The organism is Sediminicoccus sp. KRV36, assembly GCF_023243115.1.
Lineage (GTDB): Bacteria > Pseudomonadota > Alphaproteobacteria > Acetobacterales > Acetobacteraceae > Roseococcus.
The window spans coordinates 669,074-694,699 of the sequence record NZ_CP085081.1 but is presented as its reverse complement, the minus strand read 5'-3'; the positions used below and the strand labels follow the sequence as shown (position 1 = coordinate 694,699).

Here is a 25,626-nt window from a genome sequence, read left to right as displayed (position 1 = left end):
ATGACGGAGCAGCGCACCGGTTTGTTCGGCAAGCTTCCCGCCCACGGGGATTTCGTCCGCCGCGCCTTGCCGCGCAGCTTCGTGACCCCCTGGGATGCCTGGCTGAGCGAGGGGATCGCCGCTTCCCGTGCCGCCCTGGGCGAGGATTGGGACGCGGCCTGGGAGGCAGCGCCGATCTGGCGCTTCCGCCTGGCGCCCGGCGTCTGTGGCCCGGATGCGGCGGTGGGTGTCGTCGCCACCTCGGCCGATACGGTCGGGCGGCGCTTCCCGATCACGCTGGCGGCCGTCTTGCCCGCCGCCGCCATCCCGCCGCCCGCCACCTGGTATGACGCGCTGGAGGAAGCCGCAGAGGCCGGCCGCGCCGGCACGCTGGACGCCGATGGCCTGGCCGCCGCCCTGCCCCTGCCGCCACCCGATGATCCGGATGCGACGCTGGATGGCCGCAGCGTCTTCTGGGCCACCGGCCTGCCGCCGCGCGCCATGCCGCCGCCGCCCGATTTCGTGCGCTTGCTGGAAAGCCCCGAAGCATGAGCCCCGCCTCCAACTCCGCCACCCATCCCGGGGCGGTCAGGCCGCGCAACGAGGATAATCTGGTGGACCGCCCCGATCTCGGGCTCTGGGCGGTGGCCGATGGCGCGGGGGGGCATGGCTCGGGCGATGTTGCCAGCACCGCCATCGCCGAGGCCCTGGGCAGCATTCCGCCCGGGCTTTCAGCCGCTGAAATGCTGGCGCAGGTGCGGCTGCGGCTGGCGGCGGTGCATGCCGAATTGCAGGCCAGGGCGATGGCACGCGGGCGCGGCGGTGTGATCGCCTCCACCATCGTGGTGCTGCTGATCCGTGGCGCGCATTTTGCGGCACTCTGGGCGGGCGATAGCCGCATCTACCTGCTGCGCGCGGGCACCCTGCACCGCGTGACGCATGACCACAGCCTCGTGCAGGAATTGGTGGATGCCGGCACGCTCAGCGCCGAGGAAGCCGAGGCCCACCCCCAGGCCAATGTCATCACCCGCGCCATCGGCGCAGAGGGCGAGCTGGAACTGGACAAGGTGGCGGACAGGCTGCACCCCGGTGACCGCTTCATGCTGTGCAGCGATGGCGTCTTCAAGGAACTGCCCGAGGCTGAGATCGCGGCCCACCTCGCGCAGGGTGCGGCGGCGGCCGAGCTGGTGGAGCGCGCCGTGCTGGCCGGCGGGCGGGACAATGTCACCGTGGTGGTGGTGCAGGCCTGAGAGCTTCCTCCCGCCGGGCCGGAAGCGGCCAGATGGCGAGCAGTGCGCCAAGCGGCAGCAACCAGGCGATCCGCGCCTGGTAGCGATCATGCGGCTTGGAGAGCGCGCCCGCCGCCAGGGCATTCGCGCTGATCCCGACCAGGACGCAGAGCACCAGGGCAAGGCGCGGCGCATCGCGCGGATCCGTGCTGCGAGCGAGGCCCCACCAGCGGAACAGCAGCACCAGGCCGGCCAGGATCAGCACCGGTTGTTGCTGCCACGCGAAGGGGAGCTGATCCAGGCCACCGCGCATCTGCAGGCTCGCCTCGAAGGCCAGCGCCTCGCGCGGCGGGAAGTGGGGGCGCAGGATGCGCGCGGCGAATTCAACGACATCCGTGCCGCTGAAGGTATCACGCAGCCGCGTCCGGCCGAGCTGCGCCACGCCATTGGCCAGGGCAAAGCGCGCCATCGCCCAGGGATAGGCGCGCAAGGTGGCCGCCACCACCTCCCGCGCTTCGGGCGAGAGCCGCTCGGTGCCATGGTCGCGATGCGCGCCGCTGGCGTCCCGATTGGCGGGGCTGTCGGGGTTCCAGAGGAAGCGATCGCTGTCCATCGGGAATTCGGCGATGAAGTCGCAGAGATACCAGCCCGCTTCGGGGCATCGGTCCCGCAGCGTCCAGGCGGCGGGGCCATCCTCCAGCATGCGGGCCAGCAGGAAGACCGAACCATGCGGCGAGAGCGTGGCGCGCCCGAAGGCCTGCCAATTGGCGCCGAGGAGGAACAGGATGGCGGCCAGCACCGGCAGCACGCAGCGCAGGCCGGGCTTCCAGTGGCGGCGCATCAGCACCACGAGGACGAGCATCGCCAGTGCCAGCGGCAGATGCGAGAGATGAGAGGCGAGGGCAAAGCCCGCGAGCAGCCCGACCCAGCCCATCTCCAGCCGGCTCAGCCGCGCTTCGCCAAAGCCGAGGAGGTAGAAGCACAGCAGCAGGATCGGGCAGAACAGATCCGGCATCAGCAGCACGACGAACCAGGGTGCCGCCGTGCCCAGGGCGAGCAAGGCGACAAGCAGAAGATGCAGCCCCGGTGTTGCCACGCCACGCGCGAGGCGCTGGGTGAGCCAGATGAGGTGAGAGAGGATCACCGACTGGGCCAGCACCGGCCCCCAGAGGCTATAGCCCCGGTGGAAGAAGGCGAGGAACGGGCCATAGGCGACCGTCTTGTCCCACGGAACCTCGCCCGTCAGGCCGTGCTGCAGATAGGCCATGCTGTCCACGAAGGGGATGGGATAGCCATTCAGGAAACCCGGCCACAACAGCAGCAGGGCTGCGGCCAGGATGGCGGCAGGCTTCAGGATGGCGCGGGGTATCGCCTCGCCACGCGGTTCGGTTCTGGAATTGATGTGCCGGTCCATGAAAAAATTCGCGCGGCACCGACGGGCCGGATGTGATCGGCTGTGGTGCGGGGCGCCGCAAGGCATCCCGCACCGCCGATCAGCCCATCAGCTCAGCTTGGATTCCGCGATGTCGTAGATCACGTGACCCGTCGTCTTCGAGGCGAACTTGTCGTCGATGTTGAGGTATTCGCTGTCGAACTTCGTGAAGTTGATGCTCAGGCTCTCGCTCGGCCGGTCCCCGCCGGAGGAGATGCTGTAGCCCGAGATCAGCGCGTTCGTCAGGATATACTTCTGGAAGGAGACATGCTTGCCGCTGTTGTCGGTCTGGGTCAGCTCGATCTTCGCCGTCACCGCCTTGCCGCCGACCGCATCCTTGAGCAGCAGGGGCGAGGCGATATCCATCGTCTTGGTCATCGTGATCTCGCTGACCGACGGCGCCGAGGCCTCACGCTTGGAGCCGCCACCGACACCGCTCGAAATCCCGCGCCCGACGCCGAACTGGAAGGAGGAGATCTCGATCCAGTCCTTGTGGGTGAGCTGGGTCGTCTCACCCTTGATGTCACCATATTTGAGGAAGATGGCCATAGCGTGTTTCACTCCATTTGCCGCGGGCTGAGCCGATCCCGGTGCCGCGGCGGGCAGCCTGGCCGGTCTGATGGGCGCCGGGACCACCCCGAAGCCAAATCGAACGTCACCGGAGCGCCATTGCCGCTTCCGATCCTGTCGCCAAGCTGCCGCTGCGATCTCAGCGGCACGCAAGAACCTTAGACCAAGTTTCCGCTCATCGTCATCCGGATTTCAGATCGGCGCGATCACTTGCGCCGATCACGCCATCAATCCAGCACGTAGCGGAAACCGCCCGCATCATTCATCTCCACCCGCACCTTGCCGATCGGCCGCCCTTCGGCGAGGCGTTCGAGAATGCCGGCGGAGAGTTCCGGCAGCAATGTGCGATTGAGGATATTCTCGATGTTGCGCGCGCCGCTCTCCACCTCGCGGCAGCGCTCGATGATCGCATCCGTCACCGCCGGCTCCACCTCGAAGGCGACGTCGTAATTCTCGCGCACGCGCTTGCCGATGCTGCGCAGCTTGAGCGCGATGATCTGCTTCAGCACATGATCCGCGAGCGGGTAATAGATCACCACGTTGCAGCGGCCGAGGAAGGCGGGCTTGAACACCTTCAGCAGGTCGGGGCGCAGCGCCTCGGTCAGCGCCTCGGGCTCGGGCGCCGTCTCGGGGTCGGCGCAGAGCTTGGCGATGGTGTCGGTGCCGGCATTGCTGGTCATGATGATGACGCAGTTCTTGAAATCAATGTCGCGGCCTTCGCCGTCCTTCATGTTGCCCTTGTCGAAGACCTGGTAGAACACGTCCTGGACACCCGGATGCGCCTTCTCCATCTCGTCCAGCAGGATGACGGAATAGGGGCGGCGGCGCACCGCCTCGGTCAGCACGCCGCCCTCGCCATAGCCGACATAGCCGGGCGGGCTGCCCATCAGCGTCGCGACCTTATGCTCTTCCTTGAACTCGCTCATGTTGATGGTGGTGAGGTTCTGCTCGCCGCCATAGAGCAGGTCAGCCACGGCCAGCGCCGTCTCCGTCTTGCCCACGCCGGAGGTGCCGGCCATCAGGAACACGCCGATCGGCTTGCGCGGATCAGCGAGGCCCGCGCGGTTGGTGCGAATGGCCTGCGCGATGGCGGCCAGCGCATGGCTTTGCCCCACCACGCGCTCCTCCAGCTTCTCCTGGAGGGCCAGCACGGCCTTCAACTCGTCACCCGCCATGCGGCCCAGGGGAATGCCGGTCCAGGTGGCGACGACCTCCGCCACGGCCTGGCCATCCACCACGGGATGCACCAGCGGCTCCTCGCCTTGCAGCGCATGGAGCTCCGCGGAGACCTTGGTGAGTTCAGCCAGCGCGGCCACGCTGTCATGCCCTTCCGGCGGCGCTTCCAGCCCCTCGCGCAATTCGCGGATGCGGGTGACGAAGGCCTTTTCCTGCTCCCAGCGCGTCTTCAGCGCTTCGAGCTCGGCCTCGACCTCGGCCTGCTCGATGACGAGTGCCCCGGTGCGCTTCTCATGGTCGCCACCGGTCGCGGCCTCGCGCCCGAGCGCCGCCAATTCCGTCGCGATCAGCGCAAGACGCCGCGTGCGGTCCTCGATGGGGGCGGGGATCGCCGCCTGGCTCATCGAGACGCGCGCGCAGGCGGTATCGAGCAGGGACACACCCTTGTCGGGCAATTGCCGCGCCGGGATATAACGCGCCGAAAGCCGCACCGTCTCGGTCACGGCTTCATCCAGGATGCGCACACCGTGGTGCTTTTCCAGCGTGGCGACCAGGCCGCGCAGCATGGCGTTGGCGAGCGGCAGCGAAGGCTCCTCCACCTTCACCACCTGGAAGCGGCGGGTCAGGGCCGCATCCTTCTCGAAGTATTTCTTGTATTCCGCCCAGGTGGTGGCGGCGACGCAGCGCATCTCGCCGCGCGCCAGCGCCGGCTTGAGCAGATTGGCCGCGTCATTCTGGCCGGCCGCGCCACCGGCGCCGATCAGCGTATGCGCCTCGTCAATGAACATGATCACCGGCTGGGGCGAGGATTTGGCGCCATCAATCACGCCCTTCAGGCGGTTCTCGAACTCACCCTTCACACCGGCGCCGGCTTGCAGCATGCCAAGATCCAGCGACATCAGCCGCACCTTGCTGAGCGCTTCGGGCACGTCACCCGAAGCGATGCGCAGCGCGAGGCCCTCCACCACGGCGGTCTTGCCCACGCCGGCCTCCCCCGTGAGGATCGGGTTGTTCTGCCGGCGCCGCGTCAGGATATCGATCATCTGGCGGATCTCGGCGTCGCGGCCGAGGATGGGGTCGATCTTTCCCGCACGCGCCTGCGCCGTGAGGTCGTTGCAGAACTGCTCCAGCGGGCCGCCGGCGCGCGGCGCGCCCTCGGTCGGCGTGCCCGTGCTGGCGCCGGGCGGGGCGGCGATGGAAGCCTGCGCCTCCTCCTCCGAGCCCTTGGTCAGGGCCTCCAAATTCTTGCGCAGCGCGTCGGTCGGGATGTTGAGCAGCGTCGGCGCGCTGTCCTTCACGGTCCGCGCCAAGGCTTCATCGCTGATCAACGCCGCCAGCATGTGGCCCGTGCGGATCTTGCCCTGGTTCGCTTCCAGGCTCGCGATCATCCAGGCCTCGCGCAGCCAGGTGACGATATCGGGGGAGAGTGCGGGGGCGCGCGCATTGCCGGTGCGCATCTTGTCCAGCGCGCGGGTGAGTTCGCTGAGCACGCGCCCCGCATCCACGCCGGCCTGCTTCAGGATCATCGAGACATCGGAGCCAGGCGTCTCGATCAGCTTCACCAGCAGATGCTCGATCTCGACATTGTAGTGGCTGCGCGAGAGCGTCAGCCCGGCGGCGGCTTCCAACTGGCGGCGACCCAATTCGGTCATGCGCGCCACCAGGGATTTCAGATCAATGGCCACCATGAAGCTGACATCTCCTGCGTGCCGCTTCCGGGGCGGCCTTGGTTGGCGGCAGGCTACGGGCGGGCTTGCATGATTGTCCAGGGCGGAAGCGTAATATTTGGCGCGACACCCCTGGGCAGCGGCCATCGCATTTCAATTTCGCACCAGGGCGTCGCGCCCTGATACGCGGCGGCAACGCCAGAGCGCCACGGGCGTTTCATTCGGCCTGCGCCATGCTTTACTCTCCGCGCGGCAGGCCGGTGCCGGCTGGCCAGCCTTGGCAGGGGACGTATTCGGATGGCGGATGAAATCTTGGATCTGGAGACGCTCCTCGCCCCCATCGGCGAGGAGGGCGGCGGAGGCGAGGATCTGCGCCAGGATTATTCGCCAAGCTCGATCTACCAGAAGCTGCGCGACGCACGCTCGGAAGCCCGGGCCGATGAGCGCGCGCGGGATAGCGAGGGCGAAGGCGAGAGCGCCGTCGCGGAGGGTTGGCGCCAGGTCCGCCGCCTCGCGGCCGAGGCGCTGGGCGGCAAGAGCAAGGATTTCGAAATTGCCGCCTGGCTGACCGAGGCACTGGTCCGCATGGAGGGCCTGGCTGGCCTCGCCGCAGGTGCACGGCTGCTGGCCGGCTTGCTCGATCAGCATTGGGATGCGGGCTTCCCCCGGCCCGACGAGGAAGGCAGCGAGGAGGAGCGTCTGGAAGGCCGCTCCGCGCCGCTTGGTGGCCTCGCCGGGGGCGAGAATGACGGCACCGTGATGCAGCCGCTGCGTCGCGCCGCCTTGTTCCGCCGCCCCTCCGGCGAGACGCTGAGCATCTATCAATATGACGCCGCCGAGGAGACGGCCGGCCTCGCGGATGAGGCGCGGCGCGAGGCACGCTACGCGCAGGGCGTCCTGGCACTGGACACGATCGAGACGGAAGCGAAGTTCGATCGCGCCCGGCTGGTCGCCGCGGTGCAGCTGGCAACCGAGGCGCGTGCCGCCTGGCAGCTGTTCCAGGATCAGTGCGATGCGCGCTTTGGCTATTACAGCCCCAGCACCCGCCGCGTGGCCGAAGTGCTGGACCGCATGGTGGAGGTGGCGACCCGTCTGGGCGGCGGCGCGGCCAGTGCCGAGAGCGGCGGCACCGAGATGATGGAAGCGGGCGATGCCGCAACGCAGCAAGGATCACCCATGGCCGGTGCCATTGGCGTGCCCGGCTTCAATCCGGCGGGGCGGGAGCAGGCGCTGCGCACGCTGGAACAACTGGCCGCCTTCTTCCAGAAGACCGAACCACACTCCTTCCTGGCCTATACGCTCGCCGACGCCGCGCGGCGCGGCCGCATGAGCCTGCCTGAATTGCTCGCCGAAGTGCTGCAGGATGACAGTGCGCGCACCGCCATGCTCACCGCGCTGGGTATTCGCCCCACCGCGATGGAAGAGCAGGAATGAACAGCCGGCCTCCCCGATCACGGGACGCCGCGTTGCGAGATTGACGCGCGAATTTGCGCTGAATTAGGCTCTAGCAGATTGCACCTGTCTGGCGCATGCTCGCCGCCCGACACATCGGTTAGCGGCGCCTTGCGCCGGGAGAGAAGCAATGGCCAGCGTCCATGACAAACTCAACCGCGTGCGCAAGCCGCGTGTCCACATCACCTATGACGTCGAGACCGAGGGTGCCGCGATCGAGCGCGAGCTGCCCTTCATCGTCGGTGTCATGGGCGATTTCGCCGGTGATCCGTCCGAGCCGCTGAAGCCGCTGGCCGAACGCAAATTCACCCAGATCGACCGCGACAATTTCAACGACGTGATGGCCCGCGTCGCGCCCGGCCTGAACATGAAGGTCGAGAATACCCTGGCCGGCGATGGCAGCGAGATGGGCGTGAACCTGAAGTTCCGCTCGATGGATGATTTCGAGCCGGCCAAGGTGGCCGAGCAGGTGCCGGCGCTGAAGGCGCTGCTCGAAACGCGCTCCAAGCTGCGCGACCTGATGAGCAAGGTGGACAACTCCGAGAAGCTCGAAGAGCTGCTCGATGAGGTTCTGCAGGACGAAGCCAAGCTGAAGTCGCTCTCCGAGCAGCTCGGCCTCGGCACACCGGAGGCTTGATCCCATGAGTGGAACCCAGGCCCAGCCCGGCGCTGCCGGCACGACCACGACGGAAGAGGGCGGCGTCTCCTTCCTCGACCAGGTCATCGGCGCCACGCGCCAGACCGAGAAGGACCGCGCCCAGGACCTGATCAAGGCGCTGACCGAGGAAGCGCTGAAGGGCACCGTCACCTACAGCAAGAACCTGACGCAGACCTTCAACCGCGCCATCGCCGAGATTGACCGCAAGCTGTCCGACCAGCTGAACGCGATCATCCACCATGAGAAGTTCACCAAGCTCGAAGGCTCCTGGCGCGGGCTGAACCACCTCGTCATGAACAGCGAGACGGGGACGAGCCTCAAGATCCGCCTGCTGCAGGCCAGCAAGCGCGAATTGAACCGTGACCTGACGCGGGCCGTCGAGTTCGACCAGTCCGGCCTGTTCAAGAAGATCTACGAGAACGAATTCGGCACCCCGGGCGGCGAGCCCTATGGCGCGCTGATCGGCGACTACGAATGGACCAACCATCCGGATGACGTCGAGACGCTGCGGCTGATGTCCAACGTGGCCGCCGCCGGCTTCGCGCCCTTCATCTCGGCCGCCGGGCCTGGCATGTTCGGTTTCTCGGACTACCGCGAACTCTCCAAGCCGCGTGACCTGTCGAAGATCTTCGAGACGCAGGAATACGCGAAGTGGCGCTCTTTCCGGGATAGCGAGGATAGCCGCTTCGTCACCCTCGTGCTGCCGCGCGTCATCGCCCGCCTGCCCTATGGCGCGAACACCAAGCCGATTGACGAATTCGCCTATGAGGAAGCGCCCTTCAACGCCGATGGTTCCGCCAAGGCGATGGAGCACAATGAGTATTGCTGGATGAACGCGGCCTATGTGCACGCCGCGCGGCTGACCGACGCCTTCGCCCAATATGGCTGGTGCACCGCCATCCGTGGCGCCGAGGGCGGCGGCAAGGTGACCAACCTGCCGACGCATACCTTCACTTCCGATGACGGTGACATGGACGCGAAATGCCCGACCGAGATCGGCATCACCGACCGGCGCGAGGCAGAGCTCTCCAACAACGGCTTCCTGCCGCTCTGTCACTACAAGAACACCGATTACAGCGTGTTCTTCGGCGCGCAGACGACGCAGAAGCCCAAGAAGTATGATCGCCCGGAAGCCACCGCAAATGCGGCGATTTCCGCCCGCCTGCCCTACATCATGGCGACCAGCCGCTTCGCCCACTTCCTCAAGGTGATGGCGCGCGACAAGATCGGCTCCTTCATGGAGGCGTCGGATTGCGAAGTCTGGCTGAACCGCTGGATCCAGAACTACGTGAACCCGATCGAAGGGGCTGGCCAGGAAAGCCGGGCGAAATACCCGCTGCGTGAAGCGAAGGTCGAGGTGAAGGAAATTCCGGGCAAGCCCGGCTCCTACAACGCCGTCGCCTATCTGCGGCCCTGGTTGCAGATGGAGGAACTCACCACCTCCATGCGCATGGTGGCCCGCATCCCGCAGAAATCCTGACGCGGCCGGGTATGGCGGCCAACAACGCCATGCCCGATCCGCACGGGGCGCCACTGCGCGACGCGGTCCTGGCCGGACACTTCTTCAGCGCCGGCTCCCCCGCGCGCGAGGTGGCGGAGTTCCTGGCCGAACGGCAGCCAGCCGCCATCCTGCGCGGCTGGATGGGCGAGGAGAGGCTGCAGCGCATCGCGGCAGCAGGGCCTGACCGTCGCGCCCTGCTCGAAGAAGCGCTGGACCGCGATATCGCCGCACTGGATGCGCTGATCTCCCGCCAGGTGGATGCCATCCTGCATCAGCCGCGCCTGACCCGGCTGGAGGGCTCCTGGCGCGGCCTGCACTGGCTGGTGGATGGCTTCGTGCAGGACCGCCTGGTGAAGGTGCGCCTGCTGGTGCTGCGCCGCGCGGAATTGGCGCGCGACCTGGAGCGCGCGGCGGAATTCGACCAATCCGCCCTGTTCAAGGTGGTCTATGAGGAGGAGTTCGGCACGCCGGGCGGTGAACCCTTCGGCATGCTCGCCGCCGATTACGAAATCCGCCCCGGCCCCTCGCCCGGGCATCCGGTGGATGATGTGGCGCTGCTCAGCCAATTGGCCGCCGTGGGGGCCGCCGCCTTCTGCCCGGTGGTGCTGCCGGCGGCACCCGCGCTGGTCGGGCTGGATTCCTGGCATGGCGCCGGCACCACGCTCTCCTTCGCGGAAGCGCTGCGCGCGCCGGAGCGGGCGCGCTGGCGCAGCCTGGCCGGGCGCGAGGATACGCGCTTCCTCGCCCTCGTCCTGCCCCGCACCCTGGGGCGGGCCCCCTGGGGCGATGATGGCAGCCGGGCGGATCGCTTCCGCTACCGCGAGGCCGCCGGCCAGGCCGAGGCCAGGGTCTGGAGCACGCCGATCTACGCGCTCGCCTCGGTCGCCGCGCGGGCCTTCGCCCGCTATCGCTGGCCGGCGGAAATCCGCGGCGCGGAGCCCGGCTGGGAGGCTACGGGCGGCGTGGTGGAAACCCTGCCGCATGAGCGTTTCCGCGCCGATCCGCCCGGCCCGCCGCCACGCCCGCCGCTCGAACTGATGCTGACGGACGAGCAGGAGCGCGAGGCGGCCGATGGCGGCTTCGTGCCCTTCTGCGGCCTCGACTCCCTGCCCGAAGGCAGTTTCGGCGCCGTGCCCAGCCTGCACAAGCCGCCCCGCATGACGACCGATATCGCCAATGCGAATCAGCGCATGTCGGCGCAGCTCAACAGCGTGCTGTGCGTCAGCCGCTTCGCGCATATCGTGAAGCTGATGGGCCGGGACATGGTGGGCAGCTTCCTCAGCGCCGAGGATGTGGAGCTGCGCCTGCAGCAATGGCTGAACAAGCATGTCACGGGCCTGGCCGGCAGCAGCGACGCCTCGGCGCGCTACCCGCTGCGCGATGCCCGCGTCGAGGTGCGCGAACGCCCTGGCCGGCCGGGCAATTATGGGTGCACCATCATGCTGCAGCCGCATTACCAGCTGGATGAGGTCGGCGCCTCCTTCAGGTTGGTCACCGACCTCGCCGCCGCGCGCGCGGCGGCATAGACACACGCCTGAAAAGCAGAGGAAACCACGTCATGGCCAGTGCGGGCGAAGCCTTCAAATCCGGTGATCTGGCGGCCGCCATCGCGGCGGCGCAGACGGCCGTCAAAGCCGCCCCGCGCGATGCCGGGGCCCGTTGGCTGCTGGCCGAGCTGATGGTCTTCGCCGGCGATGCCGAGCGGGCCGACCGCATGCTCGATGCCGCCGTGCTCGATGACCCCTCCCCCGCCGTGCTGGAATTCCGCAAACTGCTGCGCGCCGAGGTGATCCGCCAGCAGGTCTGGAACGAGGGCCGCGCGCCGAAATTCTCCGCCGATGATGCGACGGCGGCGCAGACTGCCGCCCTGCAGGCCGCGGTGCTCGCCCGCGCCGGCTCGGCCGAGGAAGCGGCCGCCCAGGCCCTCGCCGCCGAGGATGCAAGGCCCAAGCGCGGCGGTGAGGCGGACCTCGCGGACGGCACCACCATCGCCTTCGATGATTTCCGCGACGCCGATGACCTGATGGCCCCCATGGTCGAGGTGCTGACCACCAATGGCGACCACATCCTGGTTCCCGTCGAGCGCATCGTGGCGCTGGATTTCGATGCGCCCCGCCGCCCGCGTGACCTCGCCTGGCGCCGCACCACCATCGAATTGCTGGATGGCACGGAGGGCGTCGTCTACATGCCCACCATCTACGCCGCTCCCCCGGGCCAGCCGGACCCGGTGCGGCTGGGCCGCGTCACGGAATGGAGCGAGGGGCCCGGCCCGGTGAGGGGCCTCGGCCAGCGCATCTTCCTGGTCGGCGAGGAAGCGGTCGCCCTTTCCGACCTCAGCGCCATCCGCTTCAGCTGAGATGAGCGCGAGCGGCGAACGCAACCAGCAAGGGCCGGCCCGCGCGCAGCAACGCGTGCGCCTGCCTCTGCTCGACCGTCTGCTCGATGCTGATCCGGGTGCCGCGCGGGATGCGCCCGTCTCCCCCGCCATGGCGCTGGAGACGCTGCGCGCCGCCGTGCGGCGGGATCTGGAGGCGCTGCTCAATGCCCGCCGCCGCCGCTGGCCCCTGCCCGCCACCACGCCCGAGCTGGCGGAATCGGCCCTGGGCTACGGCATTCCGGATGCCACCTCCGGCGCCTACGCCATGCCCGAGCGGCGCGAGGAACTGGCCCGCGAGGTGGAGCGCATGATCCGCCGCTTCGAGCCGCGGCTGCTCTCCGTGCGGGTCGTGCTGCGCGAAACCGGCAATGAGCTGGACCGCACCCTGCGCCTGAAGGTGGACGCCATCCTGCGCACCGACCCGATCCCCGAGCCGATCAGCTTCGAGACGGTGATCGAGGCGGTGTCGCATGAAGTCCGCGTCTCGGAGCGCGGCGGATGAGCCTCGCCCTTCGCATCGCGCCTCTCCGGCCTGCCAATCCCGTTGCCATGCAACGGGGCAGGACGCATCGCCCCCGGCCTGCCGGTCCCGTTGCCATGCAACGGGGCAGGACGGGCCAATGAGCGAAAGCCTCCTCCCCTTCTACAACCGCGAATTGGCGGCGCTGCGGCGCCTCGCCGGGGAATTCGCCGAGGCCTATCCCAAGGTCGCCGGCCGGTTGCGCATCACCTCCGACGGCACGGTGGATGATCCGCATGTGGACCGCCTGCTGGAAGGCGTCGCCTTCCTCGGCGGCCGGGTGCAGCAGCGCCTGGAAGACGAACTGCCCGAGATCACCGATGCTCTGCTGGAGCTGCTCAGCCCGCATCTGCTGGCCCCGGTGCCCAGCATGACCACGCTGCGCCTCTCGCCCAAGCCCGAGGCGCGCGGCCCCGCCGTGGCCCCGCGGGGCACCCCGCTGGAGACCGAGGCGGTGCGGGGTGAGGCGCTGCGCTACGTCACCTGCCATGCCGTCACCCTCTGGCCCATCACCATCGAGGCGGTGCGCCTCATGGGCCTGCCGCTGGCTGCCCCCGCCAATCCGCGCGCGCCAGGGGCCGCGGCCTGCCTGCGCATCACGCTGCGCACCCTGGTGCCCGATCTCAGCTTTGCCGAAACCGGGCTGGATACGCTGCGCCTGCATCTGCGCGGCAGCCCCCAGGTCTCGGCCGGGCTGCATGAATTGCTCGCGACCTCCTGCGTCGGCATCGCCCTGGCCGATGGGCCGGGCGATCCGTCGCCCACGCTGCTCGGCCCCGAGCGCATCCGGCCCGTGGGCTTCGAGCGTGACGAGGCGGCACTGCCCTGGCCGCAGCGGGCCTTTGACGGCCACCGCCTGCTCACCGAATACTTCGCCCATCCGGAGAAGTTTCTCTATCTGGAGCTGAGCGGCCTGGAAGCGCGCAGCCTGCTCCAGCAAAGCGACCGGATGGAGGTGTTCATCTATCTCGGCCGCCCCGCGCCCGAGCTGGAGCGCAGCGTCGCGGCCGATACGCTGGCCCTGCACTGCACGCCGGCCGTGAACCTGTTCCCGCAGCGCTGCGAGCCGATCACCATGGATGGCACGCAATCGGACTGGCTGGTCATCCCCGATGCCAGGCGCCCCGCGGCGCTCGAAATCCACCATGTCGAGAGCGTGCGGGAAAGCCGCCCGGATGGCGCCCGCCGCGCTGTCCTGCCCTTCCAGCGCCTGGCGCGGGATGGCGGGCCGGAGGCGGATGCCGCCCCCATGCAATGGCTGGCCCTGCGCGGCCCCGCCGCCTCGCCACTGACCGGCACCGAAACACGGCTGATGCTGCGCGACGCCGCCTTCGACCCCGATGCCCCGGCCGATGGCGTGCTGACCATCAACGCCACCTGCCTCAACCGGGACCTGCCGGAGCAATTGCCCTTCGGCGGCGGCCAGCCACGCCTCGTGATCGCCGATCCGGCCTCACCCGCCGCCAGCGCGGAATGCCTCTCGGCCCCCACCGCCACGCTGCGCCCGCGCCTGGGTGAGCGCGGGGCCTGGCGCCTCGTTTCCCACCTCGCGCTCAATCACCTGGGCGTCATGGGCGGGGAGGATGCGGCCGTGGCCCTGCGCGAGATGCTGCGCCTGCATGACCTGCGCGATACGCCGGAAAGCCGGGCCGCCATCGCCGGGCTGGTCGCCGTGCGCTCCGGCCCCGGCGTCGCGCGAATTCCGGGCCAGCGGCCGGGCGTCTTCGTGCGCGGCCTGGATGTGAGCCTGACCTTCGAGCCGCAGGCCTGGAGCGGTGGCGGCTTGTATCTGCTCGGCGCGGTGCTGGAGCGCTTCCTGGCCTTGCAGGTCTCGGTCAATGGCTTCGTGCGGACGCGTGCCATGCTGCGCGGCCGCTCCGCGCCCGTGGCCACCTGGGCACCGCGCAGCGGGACGCGCGTGCTGCTGTGACGGCCGAGGATGACCCCGAGGCCACCATGGTGGTGCGGCCGCGTGCCGCCGCACCAGCCGTCCAAGCCCCGCCGCCTGCGCCCCCCGCCGCCGCCAGCCCCATCGCCCGGCTCGGCCAGGAGCCGGAGCGCTTCGACCTGGACCAGGCGGTGTTCGTCATCGCCCGCGGGCGCGATCCGGTCGAGCTGCCCTATGCCAGCGTCGCCCGCTTCGGCCTGCCCCTCGCCGAGGTGACGGCGGCTGATCCGCAGACCGCGCAGATCACCACGCCGCTCTTTGGCCTGATCGGCCCCGGCGGCACGCTGCCCCGCCATTTCACCGCCACGGCGGGCGCCGAGCTGCGGCGGCGCAGCCGCGCCCTCCAGGCCTTTCTCGACATGCTGGCGCGGCGCTTCACCGGCATGTGGGTGCGCGCCGGGGCGAAGTATCGCCCGACGCGGGACCCCAGGCCGGCCGAAACGGCGCTGGACTCGCTGATCGGCATGGGCACGCCCGGCCTCACCGGGCGGCTTGCCGTGCCGGCCCCCAGCCTGCGCTATCATGCCGGGCACCTCGCCGCCCGCACCCGCAGCGCGGAGCGCCTGCGCGCCATGCTGGCCGAGGAAGCGGGTTCGGCCGTGGAGATCGTGGAATTCGCCGGCGGCTGGCTCAGGCTGCCGGCCTCCGAGCAATCGCGCATGGGGGTGGTGCATGGGCGGCTGGGCGTGGATGCGGCGATCGGCGCGCAGGTCTGGGACCCACAGGCCCGCTTCATCATTCGGCTGGGGCCGCTCGGCCCGGAGCGCTTCGCCTCGCTGCTACCGGGCCAGCCGCTGTTTGACCGGATTTGCGGGCTGACGCGGCTCTTCGTCGGGCCGGAGCAGGATTTCGTGCTGAACCCGATCCTCGCCGCCGGGGCCGTGCCGGCGACCAAGCTCGGGCCGGGCGGCGGCCGCCTGGGCCTGACCAGCTGGATGGCGCAGCCCGGGCCACGGCGCCAGCCGGCGGGGGACGCCTATCTCCGCCCGCCGCCACTGTGAGCCGCACGCCAAGGGCAGCCGCCCGCGCCCCGCGCCGCCATGGCAAGACCGCCACCGTCATCCACGCAACATGCCCCAGGCGCGGCTGCCGGCCGGGCGCCGGCCTTTGAGGATCCTAGAATGACCACGACCAGCTGGGCGCATGGCTACGTCGCCGACAGCCCCTACACTTTCTCCTACCAGGCGGCGCAATCGCCGGGCAATCTCGCGCTGATCTGCGCCATGATGGGCGTCGCCTGGGAGCCGCGGGCGCGCATGGTGGTGGCCGATATCGGCTGCGGGCGCGGCTATACGGTCAACACGCTGGCCGCCGCCAACCCCGGCTGGACGGTCCTCGGCCTCGACTACAACCCCGCCCATATCGCCGAGGCCATCGCCGTCTCCGAAGGGGCGGGCCTCGAGAACACCGTCTTCGTCGAGGCCGACCTGGCCGAGATGACCGATGCCGAGATGGACCGCCTGCCGGAGATGGATGTGGTCAGCCTGCATGGCGTCTGGACCTGGGTGTCCGATGCGGTGCGCCAGGGCATCGTGCGGCTGCTGGCGCGGCGGCTCAAACCGGGCGGCTTGTGCTACATGGGCTATAACGCGATGCCCGCCTTCGGTGCGGATATGGCGCTGCAGCGGCTGATCCGGCACCTCGCCGCGCAGCAGGTCAGCGGCAATTCGCCCATGCGCGTGCAGGCGGCGATCGAGACGGTGAAGCAGCTGCACGCCACCCGCCCGGCGAATCTGCCGGCAACCCCCATGCTCAAGCGCATCGCCGAGGATGATACCCCGCTCGATGCCTCCTATCTCGCGCATGAATTCCTGACGGCGCATTGGCGGCCGGTCTTCTTCGAGGATCTCTGCGCCGACCTGGCGCCGGCCAAGCTGGACTACGTCGGCAGCGCCAGCCTGCATGAGAACGTGCCGGACCTGCTGTTCCCACCCGAGCAGCGCGCGATCTACGAGGCCTTGCCCGCCGGCCCGGCCCGGGAATTCATGAAGGACCTGTGCATCGGCCGCATCTTCCGGCGGGATGTCTTCGTGCGTGGCCTGCGGCGCACCGATCCCCTGGCGGCACTCGACCGCATCGTTCTCGGCGCCATGCGCGTCCTGGGGGAGGAGACGCCGAAGCTCCAGGTGCCCGTCGGCCAGGCGGAGATCGGCGCCGATCTGTGGGAGCCCATCGCCGCCGCGCTGAATGAAGGGCCGCAGAGCCTGGGGCGCCTGCGCTCCCTGCCCGTCGGCCGTTCGCCCAACCCGGCGGAGCTGGTGACGGTACTGAGCGGGACGGGCCTCGTCCTGCCCGCGCTGCGCGATTCGGGACCGACCGAGCCAACCCGGCGCTTCAACCGCTACATCGCGGAGACCTATGCGCAGGAAGGCCGCGCCGGCGGGCAGTTCGCCATGGCTTCACCTGTGCTGGCCAGCGGCCTGCCCTGCCTCTGGCTCGAACTGGCCATCGCGGTGCAGCCCGAGATCGGCGGCAACGAGTTGCCATCACCCGAGTTGCTCGCCCGGCGCGTCCTGCCCGACCTCGAGGGCGAGGCGATGGCGACGGCGATCCGGATGGTGACGACCGTGCTCAGTGACCGGCTGGACATCTGGCGGCGCTTCGGGATCATCTGACGCATGTCCGATTGGTCACGCGGCTATGTGGCCGACAGCACCTATCAGATCGCCTTCCAGACGGCCCAGAACCCGGCCCATCTGGCGTTGGTCTGCGCCGTGGCCGGGGTGGATTGGCAGCCGCGCGCGCAGATGCGCATCGCCGATCTCGGCTGCGGACGGGGCTATGCGGTCAATGCGCTGGCCGCCGCCAATCCGGACTGGACGGTGCTCGGCCTCGACCACAACCCGGTCCATGTGGATGAGGCGATGCAATGCGCGGCGCGCGCCGGGCTGGGCAATGCGCTGTTCCTCGAAGCCGACCTGGCGAGCCTGACCGAGGCGGAGCTGGAGCGCATCGCGCCGCTGGATGTGGTGATGCTGCATGGCGTCTGGTCCTGGGTCTCGGATGCCGTGCGCGCGGGGGTGGTGCGTTTCCTGCGGCATTGCCTGAAGCCCGGCGGCATCGCCTATCTCGGCTACAACGTGACCCCCGGGGCGCGTGCCGATGCCGGCCTGCAACGGCTGCTGCGGCATCTTGCCGGCCCGGTCGGCCTGGGGCCAGGCCAGGCGGAGGCCGCCGCCGCGCAGGCCATGGCCCGGCTGCGCGAGATGGCGCCCCACCTGCCGCTGCGGCCAACCGCGATGCTGGCGCGGCTGCTGGCCGATCCGCCCCGGCTGGCGCCCGGCTTCGTCGCGCATGAATTCCTGACCGAGCATTGGCGGCCGGTCTTCCAGGAGGACCTCTGCGCGGCACTCGCCCCGGCCAAGCTGCAATTCGTCGGCAGTTGCAACCTGTTCGAGGCGATCCCCAGCGTGTTCTGCGACGCGGCGGAGCTCACCGCCCTGCAAACCCTGCCGGAGGGCGAGCCCCGCGAATTCCTGAAGGATCTCTATCTGCCGCGCGGCTTCCGGGCGGATGTCTTCATTCGCGGCGCGCGGCGGGTGAATCCCGCGCAGACGCTGCCCGCCCTGATGCTGGCCGCCTGCCGCCAGCTGCCCGAGGAAAGCCCCGTCCAGCGCATGGGCCGCGCGGAGGTGGCCATGGCGCAACCCGCCTGGCAGGCGCTGCGCGCCGCCCTGGGCGAGGGGGCGATGCCCCTGGGCGAATTGCGCCGGTGCATCGGCCAGGCAGCCCCCCAGCCGGGCGAGATCCTGGCCATGCTGACCGGCGGAGACTGGGCCATGCCGGTGCTGCGCGCACCGGCCCGGCAGGCGGCGGCAACGCGCTTCAACCTGACCGCAGCCGCCCTGCATGGGCATGAGGAGACGAGCCACCTCGCCTTCGCATCCCCCGTGGCAGCGGGCGGCCTGCCGGCGAGCGGGTGGGAGTTGCGCCTCGCGGCGGCGCTGATCGGCGGCGCGGACCGGGATGATCCGCTGGGCGCCGCGCGGCTGCTCCACCCGCTGGCCAATGCGGCCGAGCAGGCCAGCCTCGCGCAGCGCATCGCGGCCAGCTGGGCCGAGCGGATCCCCATCTGGGAGGCGTTCGGGGTGATCTGAGGGGCGGGGCTAGAGCATCATCCGTTCAAACGGGATCGTTTTCACGGATAAAGATGCTCGGAAACCAATGGGCTAGAGGTTGGGTAGTGAGCCCTTGCGAACGGAACAAGCTCTAGCGGATCCGCCGGAGCGCGATTGTGCTTTCCGGGCGCTGCGCCATGCCGGATCAGACACCATCCACCGGCAGCCGGCCCGCCCCTTTGGCTTCGGGGAAGCTCGGCGCTTGCGGCTCAGATGCCGGCTGTCGTTTCAGCCGGACGGCGCGGCCCACTGCGCTTGCGCGTCAGGCCGCCGCCCGGGCCGCCGCCTGGATGCGTGCCAGCACCGCCGCCACGCCATTGCGGCGCGAAAGGCTGAGATGCTCGCCCAGGCCCAGCCGCGTCAGGAAGCTCGCATCCGTGTCCAGGATTTCCCGCGCGCTGCGCCCGTTCAGCACGCGCATCAGCAGCGCCAGCAGCCCCTGGACGAAGGCGGCATCGCTGCCGGCGCGGAAATGCAGGCGCCCCGCCTCCAGGCGCGGCACCAGCCAGACGCGCGACTGGCAGCCCGAGACGCGGTTGGCCTCGACCATCTCCTCAGGCGTCAGGACCGGCAATTCCCGGCCCATCTCCATCAGATAGCGATAGCGATCCTCCCAATCATCAAAGAGGGAGAATCCCTCCTCGAGATCGGTGACGACCGCCTCGATGCTGGACGTCGCCGCCAGCGTCATGTGGACTTGGCAAAGACGACGAGCTGGTCGCTCGCGGCGAGCTTGTCGATCTTCTCGATCGCCGCATATTCGGCGGCCAGGCGCTCGAGCGCCTGCTCGTAGATCTGGCGCTCGCTGAAGGACTGGTCGGGCTGGCCGGCATTGCGCTGCAGGTCGCGCACCACCTCGGCGATCTGGATGGGATCGCCGCTGTTGATCTTCGCCTCATATTCCTGGGCGCGGCGGGACCACATGGTGCGCTTGATGCGCGCGCGGCCCTTCAGCGTATCGATCGCCGCCTCGAATTCCTTCTGGGTGAACAGCTTGCGCAAGCCGGCCGTGGGCACCTTGTTGACCGGGACCCGCAGTGTCATGCGGTTCTCGTCGAAGGTGACGACGATCATGTGGTGGTCCGTCCCGGCGACCTCGATCACCTCGATGCCCTGGACCGTGCCCACGCCATGCGTCGGATAGACCACATGGTCACCGGCCTTGAACTCGACCTTGGGGCCGGGCGGGCGCGGCGGCACGGCCTGGCCCTCGGCGAAGCCGGGACGCCCCGGGCTGCGCACGGCAAAGGAGGGCGGCATGTTCGGGCGCCCCATCGGCGGGCGGGGTGACATCGGGTTACCGGTGTTGCGGATCGGCATGTTCGGCGGCGCCGCGACAACGATGGATGGGCGCGGACCAGCCGCCACGGCCTCAGGCACCGCGGCGGGGGCCGGTGCGGCCGGCGGCTTCACGGCGGCGGCCGGCTTCTCGGTTGGCGTGGCGGCAGGCGTGGTCACCTTTTCGGCGGCAGGCTTGCTCTCGGGCTTACCAAACGACTTACCATCGGATTTTGCATCGGACTTGGCCTCAACGGCCTTGCTTTTCGTCACTGGAGGAGGGGTTGCCTTCTTGCTGGGTGCTTTGCTGGTGGGCGGGCTGGACTTGGGCGCGGCCTTGGCCGTGACCGGCGCCGGCTTCGCCTGGGCGGGTGCCGGCCTCGCGGCGCTGGATTTCCCCTTGGCGGGCGGGGGCGGCGCCGCTTTGGCGGCTGGCTTGGCCTTGACCGGGCTGGGCTTCGCCGCCGCCTTCGGGGTGGCCTTTGCCTTGGCGGGCACAGGCTTGGCCGCGGCTTTCGCGGCGGGCTTCGCCACCGCCTTGGAGGCTGGCTTGGTGGAGGTCTTGCTCGCTGGCTTGCTGGCTGGCTTCACGGCCGGCTTGGCAGGCTTCGCGGCGGCCTTGGTCGCATTGCCGGCCCGGGAGGATGTGTTCCGAGATGCGGTCGCCATGTGGCTCTCTGTTCCTGCATGCCAGGGAATAATCGAGAGGCACGCTGCCGTCCTAGAATTGGGGACAGAAGCGCCTCCGTAGTCATGCGATAGCACAAAAAACGGCACGGGTCACGTCCGGCGGGGCGCAGCCGCGCCCCGGGATCACGCCAGGCCGGTCAGGGCTTGCCGGGCTCCGGGCTGAGCAGGGCGAGCTTGCCGGGCTTGTCCTTCCACTCATCCGCATCGGCCGGGGCCTCGCCCTTGCGGGTGATATTCGGCCAGGCCTGCGCGTAATTGCGGTTCAACTCGACCCAGGAGGTCGCCTTGTCATCGCTGTCGGGCAGGATCGCCTCGGCCGGGCATTCGGGCTCGCAGACGCCGCAGTCAATGCACTCATCCGGGTGAATGACGAGCATGTTCTCGCCGACATAGAAGCAGTCCACGGGACAGACTTCCACACAATCCATGAACTTACACTTGATGCAGTTTTCAGTGACGACATAGGTCACGAAGGCGGCTCCTGGTTGCGGCGGACAGGGTAGAGATGACGCCCCGAAGCCCGATTGGCAAGCCGCGCGGGGCGATCATTCCGCGATCGGTATTTCCTCATAAAGCCCGCGCGCCTCTTCCGCCGGGCCTCGTCGCTCGCCCAGCGCCAGCACGCGCCAGACCCGCACCTCGCCTTGCCAGACGAAGGTCAGCACATCCCCCACCCGCAAACGCGCATGCGCCTTGGTCACCGGCTGGCGGTTCAGGCGGAAACCGCCTGCCGCGATCAGCGCGCCGCAATCGGCCTTGGACCGGGCCAGGCGCGCATGCCATAGCCAGACATCGAGCCGCAGGAAGGGTGCCCCTTCCTCCATGCGTTATTTGAGTTTGAGCTTCATGAGCGCGGCGAAGGGGCTATCCTCCACATTGGAGGTCGGCCGGTCTTCGTGGAAGGTCCGGGTCTCCGGGCCACCCGCGCGGTCACGGTCGCGCGGCGGGCCATCACGGCGGGGCCCTTCGCGGCGCGGGCCGTCCCGCTTCTGGCCATCACGGGCTGCACCATCACGCGGCGCCCCATCCCGGGGGGGGCCATCCCGGCGACCATCCTTGCGGGGGCCATCCTTGCGGAAGCCGCCCTCGGGGCGCGGACCGTTCTGACGATTCTCCTGCGGGCGCTGGGCCTCGGCGGCCTGGCCCTCGCCCGCCTGGCCCGCGGGGGGCTGGCCGGGGGCTTGCTGGCCCGCATTCTGCGGCGGGCGGGGCGCACCCTGGCGGTTGCGTCCGCCCCCCTCGCGGCGCGGGCCATCGCGGCGCGGCTGGCGGTTCTCGGCGCCCTCGGCAGTGGCAGCGCCATCGGCCGGTGCCTCGCGCCGCGGGGCCTGGCCGCGCGGGTTGCGGTTCTGCCGCGGCGGCTGCGCGGGACGCGCCCAGCTGACCATGGTGGGCAGCACCGGGCCTTCATGGCCCTCCGGCAAGGGTTCGGAGGGGATCAGCCGGAAGCCGAGCTCGGCCAGCACCGGGGCCAGCGCATCGCCCTTGATGCCGAAGCGGCCCAGGATTTCAGGCGGCAGCGGCGCTGGCGCGCGCCGCGTCAGATAGCCGAGTTCCGCCGCCACGCGCTCCGCCACATCCAAGCGCAGCAGCACGGGGCCGGCCGGCACCCAGCCCATGATCGGCGCGAAGCCCGGCGGCCAGGACAGCGCCATGACCCCATCGCTCGGGATGGACACCAGGCCCGGCGCGGGCAGCGTCGGGGTCGGCACGTCATAGCTCAGCGCCCAGATCTGCGCGCGCAGCGCCATGGGCCGGGGCTTCAGCGCCTCGGGCACATAAAGCGCGAAGCGGCCGGCGCGGATGCCGATCGCCTTCAGCTTCGTGCGCAATTCCTGGCCGATCTGATGGCGCGTATCGCCCGGCTTCAGACCCAGTGTCTCCCGCAGCTGGAAGGCCGGACCGCGCAGCGTGTTGTCTTCGGCGGCCTTCGCCTCGATGGCGGCGATGGCCGCCAGGTCCTTGGCCACCACACCCTCGATCCAGCCGGCGAGCCGGGCACGGATGCGCTCGCGCTGCGGGCCGTCCAGGAATTCCGAGTCCTTCACCTCGATCAGCGGCTTGCCCGGCTCGCTGCCCATCTTGAGGCGGGCGATTTCCGCCCCCTCCCAGGTGACGCGATGCTCCGGCGTCAGGCCGAAGCTGTCCGCCTTGGCGATATCGAGCGAAGCGACCCGGCGCGGGATTTCCTGCACCAGGGCGCGCCGCGCCGCGCGGAGAACGAGTTTTTTCTCCTCCTCGCCGCCCTCGCCCAGCTCGGGCACGAATTCGAAACCGACGACGCGACCGACCTTGTGGCCCTCGACCACCACCTCGCCCTGGCGCGTCACGGCGCTGAGCAGGTCTTCCTCGGTGTTGTCCAGGCTGCGGATGAGGTGGGCCGCACGGCGGTCCACGAAGCGGGCGGTCAGGCGCTCATGCAGCGCGTCGCTCACCGCATCCTCGGCGGCGCGGGCGGCCTCCTGCTGGGTTGCGGCGTCCTTCACCCAATCGGCCCGGGCGGCGATATAGGCCCAGACGCGAATCGCCGAGAGGCGGGACATCAGCGTGTCCAGATCGCCCTCGGTGCTGGTGCAGGTGGCGATCTGCGAGGCGATCCAGTCCGACGGCACGTTGCCGTCCTCGCAGAGATGCGTGAAGAGCCGCGCGCAGAGCCTTGTGTGCGTGTCATCCGCCAGCTTGCGGAAATCCGGCACCTGGCAGGTTTCCCACAGCAATTGCAGGCGCGACTTCGACGACGCCATGCGGCGGATCGCCTCCTCGCGCGCCAGCAGGCTGAGCGTGATGTGGTCAATCGCGTCATGGCCCTTGGTCAGGCCGGCTTGCGGCGGGGCGGCGCCCAGGCTGTCGAGCAGCGCCTCGATGCCGGAGAAATCGAGGTCGCTGTTGCGCCAGGCCAGCGCCTGGATCGCCTCGAAGTGATGGCCTTCGATCTTCTCGACCATCTCCTCCGGCAAGGGCGGGCATTCGCCCGTGACGCCAAAGGTACCGTCCCGCATGCCACGGCCCGCGCGGCCGGCGATCTGCGCGGCCTCCTGCGGGGTCAGCAGGCGCGGGGCATGGCCATCGAACTTGTTCAGGCTGGCGAAGGCCACATGGTCCACATCCATGTTCAGGCCCATGCCGATCGCATCGGTTGCCACCAGGAAATCCACCTCGCGGTCCTGGTACATCTTCACCTGGGCGTTGCGGGTGCGGGGGCTGAGGCGCCCCATCACCACGGCGCAACCGCCGCGCCGGCGGCGGATGGCCTCCGCGATGGCGTAGACCTCGGCCGCGCTGAAGGCGACGACGGCGCTGCGCGGCGGCAGGCGCGTCAGCTTGGCCGGGCCGGCATATTCCAGCTTGGAGAGGCGCGGGCGGCTGTCGATCTCGACACCCGGCACCAGGCGCTGCAGCAGCGGGCGGATGGTTTCGGCGCCCATGAACATCGTCTCGACCAGGCCGCGCGCATGCAGCAGCCGGTCGGTGAAGATGTGGCCGCGATCGGGGTCGGCGCAGAGCTGGATCTCGTCCACCGCCAGGAACTCGGCGCGGCGGTCCAGCGGCATGGCTTCCACCGTGCAGGCGAACCACTTGGCATCGGGCGGAACGATCTTTTCCTCGCCGGTGATGAGAGCGACGTTCTTCTCGCCCTTCTGCGCCACCATGCGGTCATAGTTTTCCCGCGCCAGAAGCCGCAGCGGGAAGCCGATGATGCCCGAGGAATGCGCAAGCATGCGCTCCATCGCAAGATGAGTCTTCCCGGTGTTGGTCGGGCCGAGGATGGCTTTAACGCGCGCGTCGAACATGCTGGGTTCCGGGTGAAGGCCGCAAGATAGCGAAGACGGTCAGGGTTATGAACCAAAGGGCGATGATTGCAACTTCGCCCCTGGCAGCCGAGATTGCCGCGCGTGACCTCCCCACAAAGCTTTGCCCTGGTGTTCGGCGCGCAATTCGCGGGCTTTGGCGCCATGATGCCTTTCCTGCCGGCGATTTTGGCCGAGGGCGGGCTGACGGCGTCGCAGGTCGGCACGGTGCTGGCCGCGGGCTCGCTCGTGCGGCTGGTGGCGGCGCCGCTCAGCGGAAAACTGGCCGACCGCGTGCCGGATGTGCGCCGCCTGCTGGCCCTGGCCGCGCTGCTGGCGGCCGCCAGCGCGCTGGGCTTCGGGCTGGCCGCCGGCTTCGCGCTGCTGCTGGCGGTGCAGCTGCTGCACAGCATCGCCACATCCCCCATCGTACCGCTCTCGGATGCGCTGGCAGTGGCGGCGGTGCGGTCCGGCGGCTTTGACTACGCGCGGGTGCGATCCGTGGGCTCCATCACCTTCATGCTGGGTGCCATGGCGGCCGGGCTGGCGGCCGAATGGGCCGGGCCTGGCGTGGCCGCCTGGATGCTGGCCGCCGGCCTGCTCTGGACCGCCTGGGCGGCGCAGCGGCTGCCGGCGCCGGCACCACGCGCCGAGGCGCCACCCGGCCAGCCGGAATCCTCCAGCCTCTGGGCGCCGCTGGCCGAGCCGGTGTTTCGCTGGGTGCTGCCGATCGCGGCGCTGATCCAGGGCAGCCACGCCGTCTATTACGCCTTCTCGACGCTGCATTGGCAGGCGGCGGGGCTGAGCACGGGCTTCATCGGCCTGCTCTGGGCGCTGGGTGTGCTGGCCGAGATCCTGCTGTTCCTGTTCGGCCGCCCGGTGGTGGAACGCCTGGGCGTGCGCGGCCTCGCTCTCCTGGCGGCGGGCGCCGGCGTGCTGCGCTGGAGCGTGACGGCCATCACGTCTGATCCCTGGGCGCTGGTGGGCATCCAGCTGCTGCACGGGCTCACCTTCGGCGCCATGCATCTGGCCGCGATGCGGGCCCTGCTGGGCCTGCCGGCCGGGCTGTCCGGGCGCGCGCAGACGCTGCTCGCCTCAGCCATCAGCGCCAGCACGGGCGGGCTGATCTGGGCGAGTGGCTGGCTTTATGCCGTGGCGGGCGGCGGGGCCTTCCTCGCCATGGCCGGGCTGTGCGGCGTGGCCGCGCTGCTGGCGCTGCGCGGAGCCCGCGCGAAGGATTGAG

At 69.7% G+C, this 25,626-nt stretch carries 21 protein-coding genes; 13 read left to right on the top strand and 8 right to left on the bottom strand.

All coding sequences use genetic code 11. The features are described from left to right. Both tagF and LHU95_RS03300 read left to right on the top strand, forming a co-directional pair. Nucleotides 1-531, top strand: a complete 531-nt coding sequence (gene tagF / locus LHU95_RS03305; RefSeq protein WP_248709956.1) for a type VI secretion system-associated protein TagF — start codon at nt 1-3, stop codon at nt 529-531. Further along, entirely contained in the window at nt 528-1,229 is a 702-nt protein-coding gene (locus LHU95_RS03300; protein ID WP_248709955.1) for a protein phosphatase 2C domain-containing protein, read from the top strand. The genes tagF and LHU95_RS03300 overlap by 4 nt, the downstream gene beginning before the upstream one ends. On the opposite strand, the gene LHU95_RS03295 is transcribed toward LHU95_RS03300, so the two are convergent. The 3 genes from LHU95_RS03295 to tssH form a co-directional block, all read right to left on the bottom strand. Continuing rightward, complete coding sequence (locus LHU95_RS03295) at nt 1,204-2,622, bottom strand: hypothetical protein (RefSeq protein ID WP_248709954.1); 1,419 nt, start codon at nt 2,620-2,622, stop codon at nt 1,204-1,206. The genes LHU95_RS03300 and LHU95_RS03295 overlap by 26 nt on opposite strands. A gap of 87 nt (nt 2,623-2,709) precedes the next feature. Then, nucleotides 2,710-3,189, bottom strand: coding sequence for a type VI secretion system tube protein Hcp (locus tag LHU95_RS03290; protein WP_248709953.1), 480 nt, complete (start codon nt 3,187-3,189; stop codon nt 2,710-2,712). Between the two features lie 248 nt (nt 3,190-3,437). Continuing rightward, a complete protein-coding gene (gene tssH, locus LHU95_RS03285) occupies nt 3,438-6,074 on the bottom strand; it encodes a type VI secretion system ATPase TssH (RefSeq protein ID WP_248709952.1) in 2,637 nt (878 codons plus the stop codon). 291 nt (nt 6,075-6,365) lie between these two features. Between tssH and tssA the strand changes: the two genes are divergently transcribed. The 10 genes from tssA (at nt 6,366) to LHU95_RS03235 (ending at nt 18,606) form a co-directional block, all read left to right on the top strand. Beyond that, complete coding sequence (tssA, locus tag LHU95_RS03280) at nt 6,366-7,487, top strand: type VI secretion system protein TssA (protein ID WP_248709951.1); 1,122 nt, start codon at nt 6,366-6,368, stop codon at nt 7,485-7,487. A 148-nt stretch (nt 7,488-7,635) separates the two neighbouring features. Then, nucleotides 7,636-8,142 (top strand): type VI secretion system contractile sheath small subunit, encoded by a 507-nt coding sequence (gene tssB, locus LHU95_RS03275; RefSeq protein ID WP_248709950.1) that lies wholly within the window; start codon nt 7,636-7,638, stop codon nt 8,140-8,142. Between the two features lie 4 nt (nt 8,143-8,146). Next, nucleotides 8,147-9,643, top strand: a complete 1,497-nt coding sequence (gene tssC, locus LHU95_RS03270) for a type VI secretion system contractile sheath large subunit (RefSeq protein ID WP_248709949.1) — start codon at nt 8,147-8,149, stop codon at nt 9,641-9,643. A 29-nt stretch (nt 9,644-9,672) separates the two neighbouring features. Beyond that, nucleotides 9,673-11,190 (top strand): type VI secretion system contractile sheath large subunit, encoded by a 1,518-nt coding sequence (gene tssC / locus LHU95_RS03265; protein WP_248709948.1) that lies wholly within the window; start codon nt 9,673-9,675, stop codon nt 11,188-11,190. A gap of 32 nt (nt 11,191-11,222) precedes the next feature. Next, complete coding sequence (locus LHU95_RS03260) at nt 11,223-12,020, top strand: type VI secretion system accessory protein TagJ (RefSeq protein ID WP_248709947.1); 798 nt, start codon at nt 11,223-11,225, stop codon at nt 12,018-12,020. A gap of 1 nt (nt 12,021) precedes the next feature. Next, the gene (gene tssE / locus LHU95_RS03255) at nt 12,022-12,543 is read left to right on the top strand and encodes a type VI secretion system baseplate subunit TssE (RefSeq protein WP_248709946.1); all 522 of its coding nucleotides are present in this window, start codon (nt 12,022-12,024) and stop codon (nt 12,541-12,543) included. Between the two features lie 118 nt (nt 12,544-12,661). Then, nucleotides 12,662-14,491 carry a type VI secretion system baseplate subunit TssF gene (gene tssF / locus LHU95_RS03250; RefSeq protein WP_248709945.1) on the top strand — a complete coding sequence of 610 codons (1,830 nt, stop codon included), beginning with the start codon at nt 12,662-12,664 and terminating at the stop codon, nt 14,489-14,491. After that, entirely contained in the window at nt 14,488-15,510 is a 1,023-nt protein-coding gene (gene tssG / locus LHU95_RS03245) for a type VI secretion system baseplate subunit TssG (protein WP_248709944.1), read from the top strand. The genes tssF and tssG overlap by 4 nt, the downstream gene beginning before the upstream one ends. Nucleotides 15,511-15,630: 120 nt before the next feature. Beyond that, nucleotides 15,631-17,124: a class I SAM-dependent methyltransferase gene (locus tag LHU95_RS03240; RefSeq protein ID WP_248709943.1), complete on the top strand. Its 1,494-nt coding sequence runs from the start codon at nt 15,631-15,633 to the stop codon at nt 17,122-17,124. A gap of 3 nt (nt 17,125-17,127) precedes the next feature. Then, complete coding sequence (locus LHU95_RS03235; RefSeq protein WP_248709942.1) at nt 17,128-18,606, top strand: class I SAM-dependent methyltransferase; 1,479 nt, start codon at nt 17,128-17,130, stop codon at nt 18,604-18,606. A 283-nt stretch (nt 18,607-18,889) separates the two neighbouring features. Here LHU95_RS03235 and LHU95_RS03230 read toward each other — a convergent pair whose 3' ends face one another. The 5 genes from LHU95_RS03230 to LHU95_RS03210 form a co-directional block, all read right to left on the bottom strand. After that, the gene (locus tag LHU95_RS03230) at nt 18,890-19,318 is read right to left on the bottom strand and encodes a SufE family protein (protein WP_248709941.1); all 429 of its coding nucleotides are present in this window, start codon (nt 19,316-19,318) and stop codon (nt 18,890-18,892) included. Then, nucleotides 19,315-20,439, bottom strand: a complete 1,125-nt coding sequence (locus tag LHU95_RS03225) for a CarD family transcriptional regulator (RefSeq protein WP_248709940.1) — start codon at nt 20,437-20,439, stop codon at nt 19,315-19,317. The genes LHU95_RS03230 and LHU95_RS03225 overlap by 4 nt, the downstream gene beginning before the upstream one ends. Before the next feature lie 293 nt (nt 20,440-20,732). Beyond that, nucleotides 20,733-21,065 (bottom strand): ferredoxin FdxA, encoded by a 333-nt coding sequence (gene fdxA / locus LHU95_RS03220; RefSeq protein WP_248709939.1) that lies wholly within the window; start codon nt 21,063-21,065, stop codon nt 20,733-20,735. A 75-nt stretch (nt 21,066-21,140) separates the two neighbouring features. Then, nucleotides 21,141-21,419, bottom strand: a complete 279-nt coding sequence (locus tag LHU95_RS03215) for a S4 domain-containing protein (RefSeq protein ID WP_248709938.1) — start codon at nt 21,417-21,419, stop codon at nt 21,141-21,143. A 3-nt stretch (nt 21,420-21,422) separates the two neighbouring features. Further along, the gene (locus LHU95_RS03210) at nt 21,423-24,386 is read right to left on the bottom strand and encodes a helicase-related protein (protein WP_248709937.1); all 2,964 of its coding nucleotides are present in this window, start codon (nt 24,384-24,386) and stop codon (nt 21,423-21,425) included. Nucleotides 24,387-24,488: 102 nt separating this feature from the next. Between LHU95_RS03210 and LHU95_RS03205 the strand changes: the two genes are divergently transcribed. After that, nucleotides 24,489-25,625, top strand: coding sequence for an MFS transporter (locus LHU95_RS03205; RefSeq protein ID WP_248709936.1), 1,137 nt, complete (start codon nt 24,489-24,491; stop codon nt 25,623-25,625). Nucleotide 25,626: the final 1 nt, after the last annotated feature.